Here is a 17,253-nt window from a genome sequence, read left to right on the forward strand (position 1 = left end):
CTCCCCCACCCATGACAGCGGGAGAGGGAGCATTTGTCAGTGTCGAAAGAAGCAGGCGTTACTTGCGGAAGACCTGCACCACCGAGGGGCGAGGGGCGCGCACTGCACCGGCGGGAGGTGTGGCTCCGGCCGGAACGTAGTCCGGGAAGAAGGAGTTCTGGGCTGCGAATGAGCCGTCCTCGCCAGGGTGCTGAACGGCGACGAAGACGGTGCGTTCTTCATCGTGAATGATAGGTCCGCATGTTTCGGCGTCGCGCGGGACAGCGAGGAACTGCTCAACCTTGCCGCGCTCAGGTCCTTCGAGGGTGACCTTGAAGAGCCCGTCCGCGTAGCCGATGGTGCCGGGGGCGCCGTCGGTGGAGATCCAGAGGTTGCCCACGGAATCGAAGGCCACATTGTCCGGGCATGAAATGGGCGAGACCTTGTTGGCCGGGAATCCGGAGAAGTACGTGGAGGTGTTCTTGGAGGGATCGCCAGCTACCAACAGGAGGCTCCAGTTGAACTTGGTGCCTGTTTGCTCGCGTCCTTCGGTGATCTCCACGACGTGGCCGTCACGGTTCAGGGTGCGCGGGTTGACCTCGGTGGCGCCTTCCTTGCCCGGCTTGCCACGGTCCGTGTTGTTGGTGCAGGCGACGTAGACCTTGCCCGTACGCGGGTTGGGCTCCACGTCCTCACAACGGTCCATCTTGGTGGGGCCAACCTTGTCGGCAGCGAGGCGGGTGTAGACGAGAACTTCGGGGACGGTCATGCCCGGCACAGCGGAGGTGCCGTTGACCACCAGCGGAAGCCATTCACCAGTGCCATCGAACGCACCGTCGGCAGGGAGTTTGCCCGTGCCGTCAATGTCGGCAGGAGAGTCACCCGTGAAACGAGCCACGTAGAGGTCGCCCTCAGAAAGCAAGCTCATGTTGTTCTTGCGGGCTTCCTTGGAGTCACCAGCCTGGTACTTCCCCTTGGAGACGAACTTGTAAAGGTAATCAAAACGCTCGTCGTCGCCCATGTACGCCACTACGTGACCGGAAGGAGCGACGATGACGTTGGCGCCCTCGTGCTTGAAGCGGCCCATGGCGGAGTGCTTCTTGGGGGTAGAGGTGGGATCGAACGGGTCCACTTCCACGATCCAGCCGAAGCGATTGGTCTCGTTGGCGTAGCCGGAGTTACGGGTGTCGAAACGAGGCTCGTCGAGCTCCCACTGGCGTGTGGTTGCCTTCGCGGAAATCCCATAGCGCTTGTCGCCGTCGCTGGTGCCCGGAGCTGCGAAGTATCCGTTGAAGTTCTCCTCACCGGAGAGGATGGTTCCCCACGGGGTGGTCCCACCGGCACAGTTGCCCAGCGTGCCCTTGATCCAGCGGCCGGCGGGGTCATCAATGGTCTTGACAAGGTTGGTGCCAGCCGCGGGTCCGGTCAGCTCGTAGACAGTGTCTGTGAGGAAGCGCCGGTTCAACGGTGCGCCCTGGACGTAGCTCCACGGCTTGTTTTTGTTCTTGCGCTCGAGCTCCACCACGGCCAGTCCGTGCCCTGCGCGACCGATTGCCCGTGCTTCGGCGGGGTCGAAGCCTACGGGCAGCATGATGTTCTCGTTGGTGTACTCGTGGTTGCTGAACAGCACGGCCCGGCGGTCTTTGGATCCGGGGATCGGCAGGATGTCCGTGTAGTCGTTGTTGTAGCCGAACTGGCGGGCCTGTGCTGCCGCGGTCTGCGCGTTGAGGTCGAAGGCCGGCGAGTCGGCGAAGAGGGGATCGCCCCAGCGGATGATCGGTTTCCAGTCAAAGCCCTCGGGGACAGTGAAGGCATCCACTGCTGCGTCTACGGGCTTGATGGCGGTGAACTTCAGCTTGGACTTGTCGAAGCCCTTCTTTGCGGCATCGGAGAGCCCTTGACCGGAGTCGGCCACAGCGGTGTCACCACCGGTTACGGCACCACCGAGCACGATTGCAAGCGCTCCGGCGGCCCCGAGCCCCAGCGCAGCGCGGCGGGACATAGCGGTTGAGGCGATGTCGCGGAAGTATCCATTGGCGCTGGTGTTGCAAACATCGCCTGAGCAGGCGTTGTCGCATTTCAAGGCACACGTGACGGGGCTGCGCTTGCCTTTTGTGTGGCCGAGCATGGGGAGCAGCGGAAACGTGCGTCCGGTGGTTTCAGACATGGGGGTATAGACCTTCCAGAGGATGTACGAGGTTCCCGCTGAGCCTTTCAGCGGAATCCAAAGCTGAGAGGTCCCTCTGGTTAAGACCCGGTGAACAAACCGTGCTGGTTTCGCGCCAACGTTGAGTGCACGCGGCGGAGCCGGTCCAGCCACCAGTCCCGGCGCTCCCCCGGTGCCGCGTACTGCTCAAGCAGCCCGGCATCGGCCAGGGTCTCACGTAACTGGATGGCGCCGTCGTCGGCCACCAGCGGGTCCAGCGTGATGTCCGAAGCGAACAGCGAAACGGTGCCAAGGCCGCAGGCATAGGGAAGGGACGGGAGCGCGGCTGCGAGCGCCAGGCCGGCACGTATTCCCACCGAGGTGTCCAGTGCCGAGCTTACGACGGCGGGCAGTCCAGCCTGCTCCACGATGTGCAGTGCGCGTGCGACTCCCCCAAGTGGCGCGACCTTGACCACGATCAGGTCGGCAGCACCGGCCCGGGCAACACGAAGGGGGTCGTCTTCCTTCCGGACGCTCTCGTCTGCGGCGACGAGGACCGGCGTACCGGCTGCAGTCAGCCGACGCCGGACCTCCGCCAGGCCGTCAATGGTGGGGACGGGTTGTTCAGCATATTCGAGGCCTACTGCGGATAGTTTGCCAAGGGCTTCCACGGCCTGATCTGTGTCCCATCCCCCGTTGGCATCCACCCGGATGGCAGCATCAGGAAGGGCGTCACGGACTGCGTGTACCCGCGCGACGTCGTCCGCCAGTTCCTGGCCCCGCTCCGCGACTTTGATCTTGACGGCGTCAACCCTGCCGAAGCGCGCAAGCACCTCAGGCACACGTTCGGCCGCGACGGCGGGAACTGTAGCATTGACCGGGATCCTGTCCCGCAAAGGCGGGGGGAAACCAAGCCAGCCCGCTTCCAAAGCTGCGGCCAGCCAGCGGGAGGATTCGTCGTCGTCGTATTCGGGGAAGGGGCAGAACTCACCCCATCCAAGAGGTCCTCGCAGGAGGAGGGTCTCGCGCTCCATGATGCCGCGGAATTTCACGCGCATGGGTAGCGAGACTACGTGGGCGGAATCGAGGAGTTCTTCGAGCGAGGGAAATGCAGGCATATTGCCACTGTACCGGCGGCTTCCCACCCAAGAGGCAGGCCAATTCGGCTATGTGGAAAAGCTACTGGTCCCAGTATTTCTGCGCATCCGCCAAGGCTTCAGCCAACTGCTCACCGGACAGGACAAGTGAGCTTTCCGGTATCCCCAGCGCTTCCCATCGCAGTACGAGCGTGATGTCTTCCATTGGCAACGGCCATAACCAGTACCTGCCGGTGAATTGAACGAACTCGGAGTTGTTGCTTCCTCCGCCACCTCCCAAGGTTGTCAGCACAGGGCCAGTGACGGCTGCATCTTCGAAGGCCGCCGGTCCGTGGATGGCCGCAACAGCCTTGCGTCCGTCCGCAACAGCTACACCCAGTTCCAGTCCCGTCCGGGTGTCCAGGCTTGATCGCGGGCGGTTGTAGCTCTCCTCCACCATCTCCCGCCACTCCTGGTCCGATTCGCTGCCCCGCTGCACCGACCAGACCAGGTCAAACAGGCAACCGGTGGAGTACACCTCCACAAGTTTCAGGACCACCACGGTGCGGCTGTCCTTGTGAACGAACCCTCCGACGCGGGCAATACCGGGCAGCTCGTCCGACGGCGGGCCGAGCCACCCCGGCTGGGCAGGCTGCGGTTCCCGCGGCCGGGCGGGCTGCTCGGAGACGTCATCGAAGAAGCTCATGATCCATCCTTACACCGCCGCAACGGGACCGGGAGAGGTGTGTGGCAACCGAGAGGCAGCAATCGCGATATTCTCGGAATACGACTCAAAGTGGGGGAGATATGACTCAATCAACGCCCGGTTCCGCGACGCCTCCCGGCTGGTACCCGGACCCTTCAGACCCGCGGCTCGTCCGATGGTGGGACGGACGCGCGTGGACAGCCAACCAGGCGCCGGCTCAGTTCCAGGCGCCAGGACAGTTCCAGGTTCCCGTCCAGCAGCCACGTCCGCAGCTCAGCCCGGAGACTCCGGTGTACAACCCGTTTATCTGGGCGATCACCTTGTTGCCGCTGCTGTCCATCCTGCTTCTACTCACGTGGCAGCCGGAGTTCAGGATGATCACCACCCGGCAGGGGGTCACCACCATGGATCCTTTCTCCATGTACACCCCTGGCTATTTCCTGCTGATGGGCGCTAGTTTCCTGTCCTACGGGCTTTCGGTGTTTTTCGCTTTCCTGGACCGTCAGCGCCTCCTCAAGTCCGGCGTCGTCCGTCCATTTCACTGGGCGTGGGCGTTCCTTAGCGCGCTGGTGTACGTGATCGGCCGCTCTGTGATCGTTAGGAAAGTGGCGCCTAATCGTGGGCTGTGGCCTGTCTGGGCAACAATCGCCGTGTTTGTTATCAGCATGGTGATCACCGGCATCTGGATGTCCAATTTCATGCAGTCCGTGTATTCCCAGTTGGGGTATTCGGTCCAGACGTGACAGTTCCCGGGTGGTATGCAGATGCTCGGGACCCCCACAGCCTCCGATGGTGGAACGGTACTGAGTGGGTAGACTACGTGGTACCTGCAGGGGTCCCACTTCCAGCGATTCAGCGCCCGATGCTTCGCCAAGGCCAGAGCGTTGTGAATCCGTACTTCTGGCTTATTGCCGTCCTGCCTTTCCTTCCGGGCCTACTCATGTTGACGTGGCATATCGAGATCCGTACCTACACCCGGAACGGCGCCCTCACCCTGGACCCCGCCACGATCATCAGCACTGGCTACTTCCTGATCTGGGGCGGATTGGTCTTAACCTATTGCTCCACAGTGGTGCTGGCCCTGCTTGATACCCGACGCTTGCTGAAAACGGGCGTCACGCGACCATTCCACTGGGCATGGTCCTTTCTGGGAGGGATTCCCTATGTCATTGGACGGTCGGTGGTAATCCACAAGGTGGCTCCACGGCGGGGCTTGTGGCCACTGGTGGTCATCCTCGCGGCGTGGGGACTTTATTTCGTGGCGGGGACTATCAAGGCCTTGGACTTCATGGAGGCCGCGTTGCGTGAATTGGGTTACCCAGCCTGACCCCACCGGATCCTCACACGCGTTAGGTAGACTGCTGACAATAAAGGACGGAAGGACTTCCATGAACCGCAAGGCCACTGCACTGGACGTCGCCAAGAGGGCGGGTGTGTCCAGGAGCGCGGTCTCGCTGGTTCTAAATGGGCGTGGCGACGGGAACGTGGCCAAGGAGAGCCAGGACCGGATCCGGCAGGCCGCCCTTGAATTGAACTACTCCCCCAACGCTATTGCCCTGAGCCTGCGGAACCAGCGTTCTCGTGTGATCGGCATCCTGTCCGACGAAGTAGTGGTCAGCCCCTTTGACGGCAACATCATCGGTGGCGCCGACGACGTCGCCCGCAGCCGCGGCTTTGTGACCGTAGTGATGGACACCGAAAGTGATACCGCCAGGGATGCGAGCGCCATTGAAACGCTCCTGGATCGGCAGGTTGATGGGCTCATGTACGTGACAGTTGGCTTGAAACCCATTGAGATTCCGCACGGCATGCTCCGCGTCCCCTCGGTCCTTGCCAACTGCTATGACAACCACCCTCAACAGCAGCTGCATCACGTCATTCCTGACGAGGTATCCGGTGGCAGGATGGCCACGGAGCACTTGTTGGAACTTGGCCACCGGGACATTGCGCTGCTTGCCGGGTTGGAGGACTCGCCCGCGGCCCCGTTGCGTGTTCAGGGCTACCGGGATGCACACGCAGCGGCCGATATCCCGGTCCATGCAGACCGGATCTTCATGGCCGGCTGGGATATCGACGCCGGTTTCCGCGGCGCCATGAAACTGCTCGACGGCGTGTCCCCGGCTGATCGGCCCACGGCCATCATGTGCGCGAACGATCGCCTGGCGGTGGGTGTGACCCTTGCTGCCGCGCGTTTGGGACTCAGTGTTCCCGGGGACCTGTCCATCATGGGCTACGACGACGAAACCCGGATCGCCGACACCATGGTGCCTTCACTCACCACCATGGCGTTGCCCCTGCGGGAGATCGGCCGTGCCGCCATGACCACGCTGCTGGACGCGATCGAGGGCACGGGCGAAAGCGCGGGCGTAGGCGCGGGCACCCCCACAGCAGGAAAGGGAACCACGGTCGAAACGATGGTTCCCTGCCGCTTAGTGGTGCGCGAGTCCACAGGCCCCGCCCCCACCCGCTAACACCGCCCGTTGCGAGGCCCGCTCTGCACCCCTCGACACACCCAAAGCCTGCAAAGCAGGCCTCACAACACGCAGCCCCCTCGTTGCGAGGCCCGCTCTACACCCTAAGACGAGCGGAAAGCCTGCAAAGCAGGCCTCACAACGGACGTACGACGGCGGCCTGCCGCCTACTCGGGCAGCGTCAACACCCAGACGTCGGCAGTCGCGCCATCGGGCAAGGTGAGCTGCCATTCCTCCCCCGGAGCCGGGTAAGCCCGGACGGTGGTGGCCACGGAACCGGTGCGGTAAACCTCCACGAGGGACGCATCGATGAAGATGCGCAACTCCTCGTCCAGAGTCAGGGAGCCTGAGTAAACCACTTGAGCGGCGGCCCCGGACCCAAGCACCAGTTCCACGGAACCGGCACCTGCAGCACCGCGCACCAGCACTTCGGCGAATTCGGGAACCGCAACGGCACCGGCAGCACCTGTAACCACAGCAGTACCCCGATACGCCTCAACCTCGGGCGCAGGAGAAACAGCGAGCGCCCCGCCAACTACGGACAAAACCCGGGGGTGCGTCAACACACCCGACCACCCGGCGTCGTCGACTTCTTCTTGCATGCGGCCCCGGCGACCATCACGTCCTGGCCCCTCGTTGGCCCACCCCCACAGCAGTGCCGCGGGTGAGGACCCATGGGCGAGCTGCACAATCTGAGGGGCGTAGAAGTCGCGGCCGAAATCGGACTTCCCCCCGGAGGAAGGCGCAAACACCGGCAGCCCGGACACAGGGTCCAAGGACAGGGACCCGATCAAGTGCCCTACCCCGTTGGCGTGCTCGTGGTCGTCGCCGGAGAGCCACAGGGAGAACATCATGACCCAGCTGGACCCACCGGAAGAAGAAGGCACTTCCACCAGCTGCGGGCATTCCCAGATCTCGGCGGGCGTATGGGCAGCGGCCACGGGGTGGTCGCTGGTGAGCCAGATGCCCTGGTACTCCCACGCGTCCATGTCAGACACCGTGTACAGCAGCAAAGCGGCGCGGCCGTCGGACAGACCTGCCCCTTGCATGGCGTAACGCGCACCGCCAAACCAAAAAATAAAAGGGTCCCGCACTGCGGTGACCAGCGGATCCGAGGGCATGGACGCCGCAACGTGCCCGTCCTGGTTCCACGTAACCAGGTCGGCTGATCCGCGGGCAATGACCACCTGGGAATGACCCCCGTGGTCCTTGATACCGGAATAACAAGCGGTTGGCACGCCGTCGTCGTCGGTCACCACACCGGTCCAGCATCCAGCGGAGTCAGGGCCGCCCGCCTGCGGCGAAAGCGCTACGGGGTGCTCTTCCCAGCGCACTAAATCAGTGGAGCTCACATGCCCCCAGTTGATCTGGGAGTGCCGCGCGGACAGCGGGTTGTACTGGAAGAACACGTGGTAGCGGCCGTTGATGTAGCTGACACCGTTGGGATCGTTGATCCATCCCTGCGCAGGCCGCGGGTGGAAGCGCGGGAAGGCGGGATCCGGGTGCGTCGCCGCCATGGAAAGAGAGGAAGAGAGTGCAAGGTCCGTCAACGGAACCCCTTTCAAAAAGATCGGTAATTACTTGCCCGTGCCTGCGGTGAGCCCGTCCTGCAGCGCGCGCTGGCCGAACATGAACACCACCAGCGCGGGAATCATGGAGAGGACAACGCCGGCCAGGACCACGGAGATGCTTCCGGTGCCGAGGTTGCCTTGGAGCGAGACCAAGCCCAGGGGCAGGGTGAAGTTCTGCTCGGAGATGGTCATAATCAGTGGCCTGAAGAACTCGTTCCAGTGGAAGTTGAACGCCAGGATGCCCACAATGGCCAGGCCAGGCATGGCCAGCGGTGCGTACACGGAGCGGAACGTCCGCCACGGCGAGGCACCGTCGATCGCGGCCGCTTCAGCGAGCTCGCCCGGCAACCCCATGAAGTACTGGCGCATCAGGAAGGTGCCGAACGCCGTCGGGATGGCCGGAATGATCAGCGCGAGCAGTGTGTCGGAGAGTCCGACGCCACGGATCAGCATGAAGACGGGCACAATGGTGACCTGCGCAGGCACCATCATGGTGGCCAGCACGATCGAGAACAGCGCGCCGCGCCCCCGGAACTTCAAGTGCGCAAACGCGTAGCCTGCCAGCGCTGCGGTGATCATCTGCCCCACCGCGATCAAACCGGTCACCAGGGCACTGTTAATGACCAGGGCCACGATGTTGAGCTGCTTGAACACTTGCTCATAAGAGGTCAGGTCCGGGTTCAGCGGAAGGAACGCGGGCGGCAGCTGGAAGGATTCCGACGGCGGTCGCAGCGAAGTGGACAGCGTCCACATCACCGGGCCCAGGACAAAGACGGACGCTATTAGCAAGACAACCACGCGGATGGCTACGGACCAGTCGCGCTTCTTCCGCTTCACTACAGGCGCCGTAGTGGTGACACGTTCTTGAATGGTGGTCATGGCGGGCCTTACTGGTAGAAGACGAATCGTTTGCTGAGCCGGAATTGCGCGGCGGTGATGGCCATGATGATCAGGGTCAGGATCACGCCGATCGCCGATGCCTGGCCGAACTCAAGGCGCTGGAACGCGGACTCGAAGATCACCATCACGGCTGTTCGTGTTGAGTCACCGGGTCCGCCGCGGGTGAGCACGTAGGGCTGATCGAACACTTGCAGCGCGTTGATGATCGCCATCACCGAGGCCACCAAGGTGGTGGGGCTCAGCAGGGGCAGGGTGACGAACCAATGCTTGCGCCAACCGGTGGCGCCATCGATCGATGCGGCCTCGTACGTCTCCACCGGAATGGAGGCCAGCCCGCCAATGAACAGCAGGAACGAGAAGCCGAAGTTCTGCCACACATAGACAAGAATTACGACGGCGGCTGACCCGGTTGGCGTTGTCAGCCACGGGACCGCGGGGATGCCAACGATGGACAGCAACCAGTTCACGACGCCGAATTGCTCGTTGAAGAGGTACCGCATGAAAATCGATACTGATGCCGCGGAGAGGATCAGCGGGAAGAAGAATGCCGATCGGAAGAACACCCTAAGCCAGGATGGGAGCTTCTCCTGCACCATGATGGCCAGGCCAAGTGCCAGTCCGAGCTGGAGGGCCACAGCCACCACCACGAAGACGATGGTGTTCAGGAATGACACCCTGACGGTGGGGTCCTGTACCACCTCAGCGAAGTTGTTGAAGCCCACGAACGTTGGTGCCGAGATGATGTCCCAGCGGAAGAACGCGAGCGCGATCGAAGCGACGATTGGCAGCAAGGTGAAGATGCCCATGCCCACGATGGTGGGCGCCAGGAAAGCCCAGGGCAGCCAGCGTTGCTGCATCCGGCCGCGCTTGGACGGCTGCGCGTGTTTATGGGTCGGCTTCCGCCCCGACTCGCTCCCCGTCCCCGTGGGCGTACTGGTTGCGGTGCTCATGGCTGCCTCCTCAGGGCCAGTTCAAGATCGCGCTGCATGGAACTGAGGGCGTCCTTGAGTTGACGCTCGTCTCCACTGACAGCCAGGCTTACGTTTTTCATGAGGGCTGTTTCCACGGAAGCCTGCTGGGGTGGCGCTGGAATGGGACCTGTGGTGGGGAACCTGTCCAGGGTGTCGTAGAAGACCTTCCAGTTCCGCGGACCTGTTCCTGCGTAGAGCTGTTGGTTGGCCATTGAACGACGCGCAGGGGTGGTGTTCGGTGTGGGGAACACGATTTGCATGGCTTCACGGCTGGAGCTGAATTTCACCCATTCCCAGGCGGCGTCCTTGTCCTTGGCGGTCTTCATAATCGCGTAGCCCGCCGTGCCGAACTGATGCCGCTGGGTCCGCCACTTGGGGAAGAACTGGACGTCGAAGTCGTTCTCCGTCATCCCCGCCTCGTGGAGGCCTTGCACCCAATAGCCGCCCGCCGGCGTCGTACCTATCCTGTTGGAGGCGAAGAGGCCGATCAGCGAGTTACCGCCGCCTTCCTCCGGCCGCACACCCAATCCGTCCTTCACGAGTCCGCGGAGGTAATCGAAGGATTCGAAGACCCTGGGATCATCGGCGTTGGGCTCAAGCCACTGGTAGCCGCCGGAGCGGAGGCTGCGCGAGGGGTCGTTGGCATAGAAGCCGTCCCACAGCCATTCGCCACCCGGGGACTTGGTCTCCTTGAGGAAGCTGGTGTCATTGGCGTAGAGCCACGGCACCACTCCACCGAAGAGCCGGTTGGTCCAGTAGTACGGGGTGAAGTCCTTGGGGTTGGCCTTCTTCATGGCGGCGAGGGTGCTGCGGAAGTCCGTCTGCGTCCAGTTGTCGGACGGCCGTTCCAGACCTGCTTTGGTCAGTGCCGTGGTGTTGTAGTACATATTGGCGGCGTTCCAGTCGATGGGGAGCTGGAACAGGCTGCCCTTGTACATGAACGCTTCCACCAGGCTGGGGTGAACGTCCTCGAAGTACTCACGCATATGGTCGGCGTCGCGGCGCAGGTACTCATCCAAGGGGTGGGCCAGTTTCTCGGCGAAGAGCTGGGCGCCTTCCGTGGCCACGTACACGACGTCCGGCGGGGTGCCTGCTGCAACCATGGTGAGGATCTTGGTGAAGAAGTCCTTCCAGTCCACCGCTTGGATTGCCTGGACCTTGACCTTGATTTCGGGGTGGACCTTGGCGAAAGCGTCGATGACCTTCTGGCGGGCTTCAGCGTCCGCGGCGGTACCCATGATGGCGATGCTGAGGCTATTGTCTCCGCGGCCTGGAATGTCGGCCCCGGTCAAGCGCGGCCACGACGCCGCTGTGACTCCAACAATTCCTGCGCCGAGGGCTGTGAGGGCACTCCTACGTGTGAATTCACGCAAAGCCCCATTGGTTCCCGACATGTAGATTTCCTTCCCTAACACGTGTTAGGAAGCCTATTCCTGTCACCTAACACGTGTCAAGCATCACAGGAATGTTGCCAAGGGCTCACCTTCGGCCGCCACGCTCGGGGGCGGCTCACACGAGCTATCCAGAGAACTGTGGCAGTCTAGTCTGAATGAGTTCCCAGCAATTCCGCACCAGCGGGAGGTCGAACAAACGGCCGCTTCAAGGACGCCCCGCCGGCGCGGGCACAGGATTTCTCTTCTGCCTCGCCACGATTGCCAGCGCCGTTGGCCTGGCCGCGACGTACTACTTCTTTGTGCGCACCACCGCCGGCCAGTTCATCGACGAGTCCGCACTGGTTGAAGCTACCGTTCTGGGCGGAACAGCCGGCAGGGCTTCCACCGAATTCCTGGATATGCTCCCCATGCTTTCGCTGGCAATTGCAGCCATCATGGTTCTCTTCGTGACCGTGGCGCGCAGGCGATGGACCGCCGCCGTAATCGCAGTGGCAGCCTGCATCGCCGCCAACGCAGCCACACAAATTCTCAAGCTCCTCATCCCGGACCGGCCCGACCGCGGCGTACAAACACTCGTACTGAACTCACTCCCCTCCGGACACACCACACTGGCCGCGTCCGCCGCAGCCGCCGTGTTCCTCATGGTCTCGCCCCGCTGGCGCCCCCTGGCAGGCTTCCTGGGCAGCACCTTCGCTGTAGCAACAGGCGTCTCCACGCTCATCAACCAGTGGCACCGCCCGGCCGACGTCGTGGCCGCATTCCTGGTAGTGGCCGTCGTCATGCTCCCGGCAGGATGGCTCATCCTCCGCACCGGCAACAGCTGGAACGTCTGGGCGGGTTACGGCGAACACTGGGCCGCTTCCCGGCTGTGGGTGTGGCTTACCGTTGCGGCCCTGGCGATCGCTACTTTTGTTGCCGCCTACTCGCTGCTCCAGGTCATGCCCGGCCTCAGCACAGACAGCACCATCGACTACTTCTGGGCCGGCACCGCCTTCATCGTGATCGCCGGATACCTGTCCGCCCTTGGTGGCACATGGCTTTTTGGTATGGCGGCGCGCAAGGGCTGACGCTCTTTGAGGGGCGATCGGCGCTAAGGGGTGCGCCGCACCCGGCGCTTAGTCCTCTGGACGGACCGAGTCGAAAAATATGGGCTCCGGAGAAGGCGAAACGCGGTTCCGGGCCTGCTCCTGGATGAAGTGCCGATCCTCATCGGTGAGCACCGTGCCACCATGGGCATCCATGGTGTCCCCCTCCCCCGTTTCCGCATTGATGATCGCGGTGACGGTCCTTGGCACGATCATGGTTCCCGGATTGTCGACGAGCCATTGCTGTGTTTCGGGAGAAAGCTGGTCCCAAAATTCTTTGATGTGCACAACGATCAGCACTGCCCTTCATTGGTGGGGGTAGATTCGCAAACTGCGCCATGCGCGGCGGTGGAACACTCGGTTGATCAGGGACGGAGGTGCTCTTCTAGGCTACGCCGACCCGCGCCGATTCCACCCTGCAATCACCAACATTTTCGGGGATGACGTCGACTACTTACTCCTCATGAGTTACAGTTAGTCCAATCGATGGACAAACAACTGCTAAGCACAGGAGCTCGCATGTCATCCACCCTCAGGCCCGACTCCCGCAAATCCGCCCCGCGCCGGAGCACCCCGGCTGGCACCGTTCCCGCATCCCGCGATTTGGTGGTGGACTTCATCCGCGTTGCCTGCATGTTTGCTGTTGTTGCGGTTCATTTGCTCATGATGGGGATCAGCGTGGACGAGTCCGGCATCGGCGTGGGCAATCCCCTGACGTCGCTGAGCTGGTTTGCGCAAGGTACGTGGTTCGGCCAGGTCATGCCCCTGTTCTTTATTGTGGGCGGCTTCGCCTCGCTCACGTCGTGGCGCAGCCTGAATCGTAGAGGCGGCGATGCCGGCGATTACCTCAGGAACAGGGTGCTGCGGTTGGTTCGGCCTACGGTCGCCTTATACATCTTCCTCGCCATTGCTTTGTGGAGTGCGACGGCGGCTGGTGTCCCCGTCGATTTGCTCACCGTTATCGCTGCGGGCGCCGGAGTGCAGTTGTGGTTCCTGGCCGCGTATCTTATCTGCCAAGCCATGGTCCCCACCATGGCAAAATTCCACGAGGCAGCGCCTTACCGGACCATCGCAGCGCTGGCCGCGGGCGCCGTCGTCGTCGATGTCTTTCGTCTGGGCCTGGAACGCAACCCTTGGGGTTTCGACTCGAACCCGATCGGCCTGCTGAACATGGTGTTCGTGTGGGGCCTCCTTCAACAGCTTGGGTTCTTCTACGCCGACGGCTTCTTTGACCGTTTCGCCACGTGGAAGCTGGTTCTTGCTGCTGCCGGCTGCTACGCCGTGATGGTTCCACTCACGCATGCCGGGCCGTATCCGGTGGACATGCTGACCAGCCAGAACCCGCCCATGTTTCCCCTGATCCTGGTAGGGCTGGCACACATTCTGTTGGTGAAGGCCGTCTACCCGGCGCTGCAGCGATGCGTCCACATCGGTTGGGTGCAGAAGGTGATGTTCGTGGTGGGTAGTCGGGCCATGACCATCTACTTGTGGCACCTGCCGTTGATCATCGCCATGTTTGGCATTGCTCTGGTCCTGCGACTGCCGTTCCCCGAACCGGCCGGCACCGAATGGTGGCTCACCCGGCCGCTGTTCTACGTAGCTGCTTGGGCCCTGGTGCTGCTCGTTTCCACCCCACTGGTCCGGCTGGAACTTGCCAGCACAGCGCTGGCACCGGGTGCATCGCGGCCGGCGATGTGGCGCATCGCCCTCGGAACCGTGCTGGCGATCATCCCGCCGTTCGTGGTGATGAGGTCTGCGCTGGACGTTTCGAATGCTGGCTGGGGGCTGGTGCTGCTGGTGCTCGCCGTAGCTCTGGTGTCCGGGAAGCTGCCGGACCGGGCATGGAAGACCCCGCGAACTGTTTCGTCCGGGCCGTGGCTTCCTGACCTGCTTTGAAAGACGAAGGGCCGCAGAACAACCTAATGGGGTTGTTCTGCGGCCGTTCTTTGTTCAAAAGAGGTCGGTAAGTCGCGACCCCCGCGAACAGCTATGGCATGCGGTAAAGGAATGCCGCCATGGCGTCGCGGTTGATGGGAGAAAGTGGCTTATAGCTACGTGAGCCGTTAGCTTCCAGCCAGCCCGTGGAAATTTCCATCTCCAGCATCCAAGCCATTTCCTTGTAGAACTGCTGAGTGGTCAGCACATCGTGGAAGGGTGACGTAGCGGGCTCCTGGAAGTCCGGCTTCTCAGCCAAGCGGTAAAGGAATGCCGCCATCGCGTCGCGGTTGATTGGCGTCAAGGGCCTGTAGGTTTTGGATCCATCGCCCTCGGTCCAGCCTGAGGAGATTCCCTTTTCCGCCAGCCAGGCCATCTCTTTGTAGAACTGCTGGGTAGTGGATACGTCCTTGAAGGGGGACTGGGCCGGCGCGGTGTACTCCGGTGAACCGGCAATGCGGTACAGGAATGCTGCCATGGCGTCGCGGTTGATCGGAGTCAGCGGGCGGTAAGTAACTGAGTTGTCCGCCTCAACCCATCCCTTGGAGATTCCTGCATCAGCCATCCACGCCATTTCCCGGTAGAACTGCTGAGTTGTCAGCACGTCCTTGAAAGGCGATACAGCGGGAGGCACGAAGTCCGGGCCCTTGGCACTAAAGCGTTCCGTCCACTCCACCGTAGAACCGGCTCTGAGCACGAAACCGTCCTTCGCCGCTGCCGTGACCGTGATCCGACCAGTGGCCGGATGCGTCCCTGCAGCTACTACTTCACCTGCGACGCGATACTCAACACCCTCCGTGTCGGGGATGGTGTACGTGTCCTGGTCGGTAAGCGGGGCGTCCACGAATGCGACGCTTCCCGGGGTCACAGCCTTGTCAGCTGGCAGTACTGCAGCAGTCGCATCACTGGTCAAGGACACCGTGGTGTGGCCAAATTTGGTACCTGTCACTGTAACGGTGATCGTCGCACCGATATCAGTCTCGGTGACGCTGTACTCCGAACCAGTGGCTCCGGTTATCGGATCGTCGTTGCGCTTCCATTCGTATGCGAGCGCTACCGGAGCCGGTCCCCAAGGCTGCACGTCTGCCTTGAGAACGCTGCCAACATAGGCTGGGCCGGTGATCTTCGGGGCGACCGAGTAAATGTCCGCAGGGGTGATGGGGGAAGTAGGGGCCGAGGTTGCCGACACACTCGTGGCATACGTCTTTGCTCCGGTCACCCGTACCGAGATGACTGCGTTTGCGTCTTCGGGGGCAAGCACGTACTGGTCAAGCCTCTGGTAAGGAATGGGCTCCCCGTTGCGCAGCCACTGATAGCTGTTGACTACCCGGCCTGGACTCCAGTATCCCGGATTGGCGGTCAGCATCGCGCCCACCTTGGTCTGACCATAGATAGTGGGCGTTCCTGGAACGATGGGCGCTACATCTTCAGCGAGCATTTTGAGGGCTTTGCCGGCGTCCACCAAACCCGCACCACAGTTACAGTTGTAGACGGGCCGGGCCGTCTCCTTCAAACGGTACTCGATGTCGGCGGGGGTCAGCGCGGGCAGCTTGGAGTACATCATTGCGGCCACCGCAGCTACATGCGGGGCAGCCATGGAGGTGCCTTCCTTAAGGTAGTAGTCCTCCGTGGTGGCTACGTCCAAACCAGCATTTAGCGTTGAGACGATTCCATCGGCACCGGAAAACCTCATGTCGCCGCCCGGCGCAGCAACATCTACGTTCACGCCAAAGTTGGAGTAATAGGCCCTGTTGCCGTCCTTCTTGGTGGCTCCAACAACCAAAACATTCTTGCAGTTTGCGGGACTGACCTGAGATGCGTCAATGTTTTCATTGCCTGCAGCGACTACTACAGAAGCGCCCTTGCCACGGGCAAAATCTGCTGCATTTTGGTAGGAAGCGGGGCAAGCTCCGGGGCCCCCAAGACTGAGGTTGATGACGCGTGCGGGATTCTGGTTTGCAGGGACCCCGGCAACAGTTCCACCAGCGGCCCAGACGATCGCGTCAGCGATGTCCGAAACGTAGCCACCGCAGATACCCAGTGCGCGAACCGGAACAATCTTTGCTTTGGGGGCTACGCCAGCAACGCCCTTACCGTTCCCGGCAACCGCACCAATAATTCCTGCTACATGCGTTCCGTGCCACGAGGAGTACTCCGCGGGCCATCCGGTGCCGCACTGGCCGTAGTAGGTCCCATCACCTTCATCACGCGGGTTTGAGTCACGGCCGTTGCCGTCGCGGGCGATTTCCGGCTCGCTGATCATGTCGTAGCCGGGAAGGATGTTCGCATTCAGGTCGCTGTGGTTCAGGATGCCGCTGTCGATAACCGCAACCACGCTCCCCTCACCTTGGCTGACATCCCAGGCACCAAGAACGCCCATTCCACCGTTACCTGTGCCGTGGGCCCACTGGAGGTCGTAGTAGTTGTCGTTAGGCGAAGTAGCAAACGGCCGCATAATGGAGTCCGGCTCGGCGTACTCAACACTCGGGTCAGACGCAAGGTTTGAAACGAGTTCGCTGGCTTCTGCCGCGCCGAGTTTCCGATCAGTCCTGACCACTTCTTCACCTGTGGCCATGGTGCGCACGGATTCAACAGGCACGCCCACTGCACTGGCAGCCCGACCGAAAGATGACTTTCTGTCCGCCGATTGGATGCCGGCACGTTCCTTGAACTTCACAATGAACTGATCCGTGGGGATTTCTTCGGAAAAGGTGGACATCGTCTGAGGCGCGGCACTCGGCATTGGCACCGGGGTCTCATCGGCTACGGCCGGAAACGCCGGAAGGGCGGCTCCAACCAGGGCAATAACGCCCGCAATAATAACTTGAGAGCGCACACTGGCTCTCCGTCGGATCTGCATGAACAGCGCCCTCTACTCGTACGCCCCCAAGAGCGCGGAAAAATGGCCGCGAGAGTGCGGCCTGCATGAGTTTAGCCATAGTTTGGACTTTCCTGCGAATTCCCTGTGAGTCTTGATGGTCACCCCAAAAGGGCCGGGGCCAGTTGCAGAAATTCCTGC

Annotated in this window: 14 protein-coding genes and 1 pseudogene; 6 read left to right on the top strand and 9 right to left on the bottom strand. The window is 62.1% G+C overall.

Annotation, left to right across the window (positions count from 1 at the left end; translation table 11 throughout):
* Positions 1-58: 58 nt before the first annotated feature.
* From ACZ5J0_RS14690 to ACZ5J0_RS14700, 3 genes are all read right to left on the bottom strand, one after another.
* Positions 59-2,146 carry a PhoX family protein gene (locus tag ACZ5J0_RS14690; RefSeq protein WP_464093366.1) on the bottom strand — a complete coding sequence of 696 codons (2,088 nt, stop codon included), beginning with the start codon at positions 2,144-2,146 and terminating at the stop codon, positions 59-61.
* Between the two features lie 80 nt (positions 2,147-2,226).
* Complete coding sequence (locus ACZ5J0_RS14695) at positions 2,227-3,243, bottom strand: o-succinylbenzoate synthase (RefSeq protein ID WP_464093367.1); 1,017 nt, start codon at positions 3,241-3,243, stop codon at positions 2,227-2,229.
* 61 nt (positions 3,244-3,304) lie between these two features.
* Positions 3,305-3,907 carry a hypothetical protein gene (locus ACZ5J0_RS14700; RefSeq protein ID WP_464093368.1) on the bottom strand — a complete coding sequence of 201 codons (603 nt, stop codon included), beginning with the start codon at positions 3,905-3,907 and terminating at the stop codon, positions 3,305-3,307.
* A gap of 101 nt (positions 3,908-4,008) precedes the next feature.
* Between ACZ5J0_RS14700 and ACZ5J0_RS14705 the strand changes: the two genes are divergently transcribed.
* The 4 genes and pseudogenes from ACZ5J0_RS14705 (at position 4,009) to ACZ5J0_RS14720 (ending at position 6,378) form a co-directional block, all read left to right on the top strand.
* Positions 4,009-4,650 (top strand): DUF2510 domain-containing protein, encoded by a 642-nt coding sequence (locus ACZ5J0_RS14705; RefSeq protein ID WP_166841676.1) that lies wholly within the window; start codon positions 4,009-4,011, stop codon positions 4,648-4,650.
* Positions 4,647-4,706, top strand: a pseudogene (locus ACZ5J0_RS14710) (hypothetical protein); the annotation flags it as partial. The gene ACZ5J0_RS14705 and the pseudogene ACZ5J0_RS14710, both read left to right, overlap by 4 nt.
* Positions 4,707-4,793: 87 nt before the next feature.
* Positions 4,794-5,234, top strand: coding sequence for a DUF2510 domain-containing protein (locus ACZ5J0_RS14715; protein ID WP_464094732.1), 441 nt, complete (start codon positions 4,794-4,796; stop codon positions 5,232-5,234).
* Between the two features lie 61 nt (positions 5,235-5,295).
* A complete protein-coding gene (locus tag ACZ5J0_RS14720) occupies positions 5,296-6,378 on the top strand; it encodes a LacI family DNA-binding transcriptional regulator (protein ID WP_142938232.1) in 1,083 nt (360 codons plus the stop codon).
* 167 nt (positions 6,379-6,545) lie between these two features.
* On the opposite strand, the gene ACZ5J0_RS14725 is transcribed toward ACZ5J0_RS14720, so the two are convergent.
* From ACZ5J0_RS14725 to ACZ5J0_RS14740, 4 genes are read right to left on the bottom strand one after another with little or no spacing between them, the layout of a single operon-like run.
* The gene (locus ACZ5J0_RS14725; protein ID WP_464093369.1) at positions 6,546-7,928 is read right to left on the bottom strand and encodes a glycoside hydrolase family 32 protein; all 1,383 of its coding nucleotides are present in this window, start codon (positions 7,926-7,928) and stop codon (positions 6,546-6,548) included.
* A gap of 27 nt (positions 7,929-7,955) precedes the next feature.
* Positions 7,956-8,828, bottom strand: coding sequence for a carbohydrate ABC transporter permease (locus ACZ5J0_RS14730; RefSeq protein WP_142938230.1), 873 nt, complete (start codon positions 8,826-8,828; stop codon positions 7,956-7,958).
* 8 nt (positions 8,829-8,836) lie between these two features.
* A complete protein-coding gene (locus ACZ5J0_RS14735; protein ID WP_464093370.1) occupies positions 8,837-9,799 on the bottom strand; it encodes a carbohydrate ABC transporter permease in 963 nt (320 codons plus the stop codon).
* Positions 9,796-11,214 (bottom strand): ABC transporter substrate-binding protein, encoded by a 1,419-nt coding sequence (locus tag ACZ5J0_RS14740; protein WP_464093371.1) that lies wholly within the window; start codon positions 11,212-11,214, stop codon positions 9,796-9,798. The genes ACZ5J0_RS14735 and ACZ5J0_RS14740 overlap by 4 nt, the downstream gene beginning before the upstream one ends.
* A gap of 155 nt (positions 11,215-11,369) precedes the next feature.
* On the opposite strand from ACZ5J0_RS14740, the gene ACZ5J0_RS14745 reads away from it, so the two are divergent.
* Positions 11,370-12,281: a phosphatase PAP2 family protein gene (locus tag ACZ5J0_RS14745; RefSeq protein ID WP_464093372.1), complete on the top strand. Its 912-nt coding sequence runs from the start codon at positions 11,370-11,372 to the stop codon at positions 12,279-12,281.
* Positions 12,282-12,329: 48 nt separating this feature from the next.
* On the opposite strand, the gene ACZ5J0_RS14750 is transcribed toward ACZ5J0_RS14745, so the two are convergent.
* Complete coding sequence (locus tag ACZ5J0_RS14750) at positions 12,330-12,599, bottom strand: hypothetical protein (RefSeq protein WP_464093373.1); 270 nt, start codon at positions 12,597-12,599, stop codon at positions 12,330-12,332.
* Positions 12,600-12,818: 219 nt separating this feature from the next.
* On the opposite strand from ACZ5J0_RS14750, the gene ACZ5J0_RS14755 reads away from it, so the two are divergent.
* The gene (locus ACZ5J0_RS14755) at positions 12,819-14,195 is read left to right on the top strand and encodes an acyltransferase family protein (protein WP_464093374.1); all 1,377 of its coding nucleotides are present in this window, start codon (positions 12,819-12,821) and stop codon (positions 14,193-14,195) included.
* A gap of 91 nt (positions 14,196-14,286) precedes the next feature.
* Here the strand turns inward: ACZ5J0_RS14755 and ACZ5J0_RS14760 are convergent, their stop codons facing one another.
* A complete protein-coding gene (locus ACZ5J0_RS14760) occupies positions 14,287-17,094 on the bottom strand; it encodes a S8 family serine peptidase (RefSeq protein ID WP_464093375.1) in 2,808 nt (935 codons plus the stop codon).
* Between the last annotated feature and the right edge of the window lie 159 nt (positions 17,095-17,253).

The sequence above is a fragment of the Arthrobacter sp. DualSoilB13 genome, from assembly GCF_055389195.1.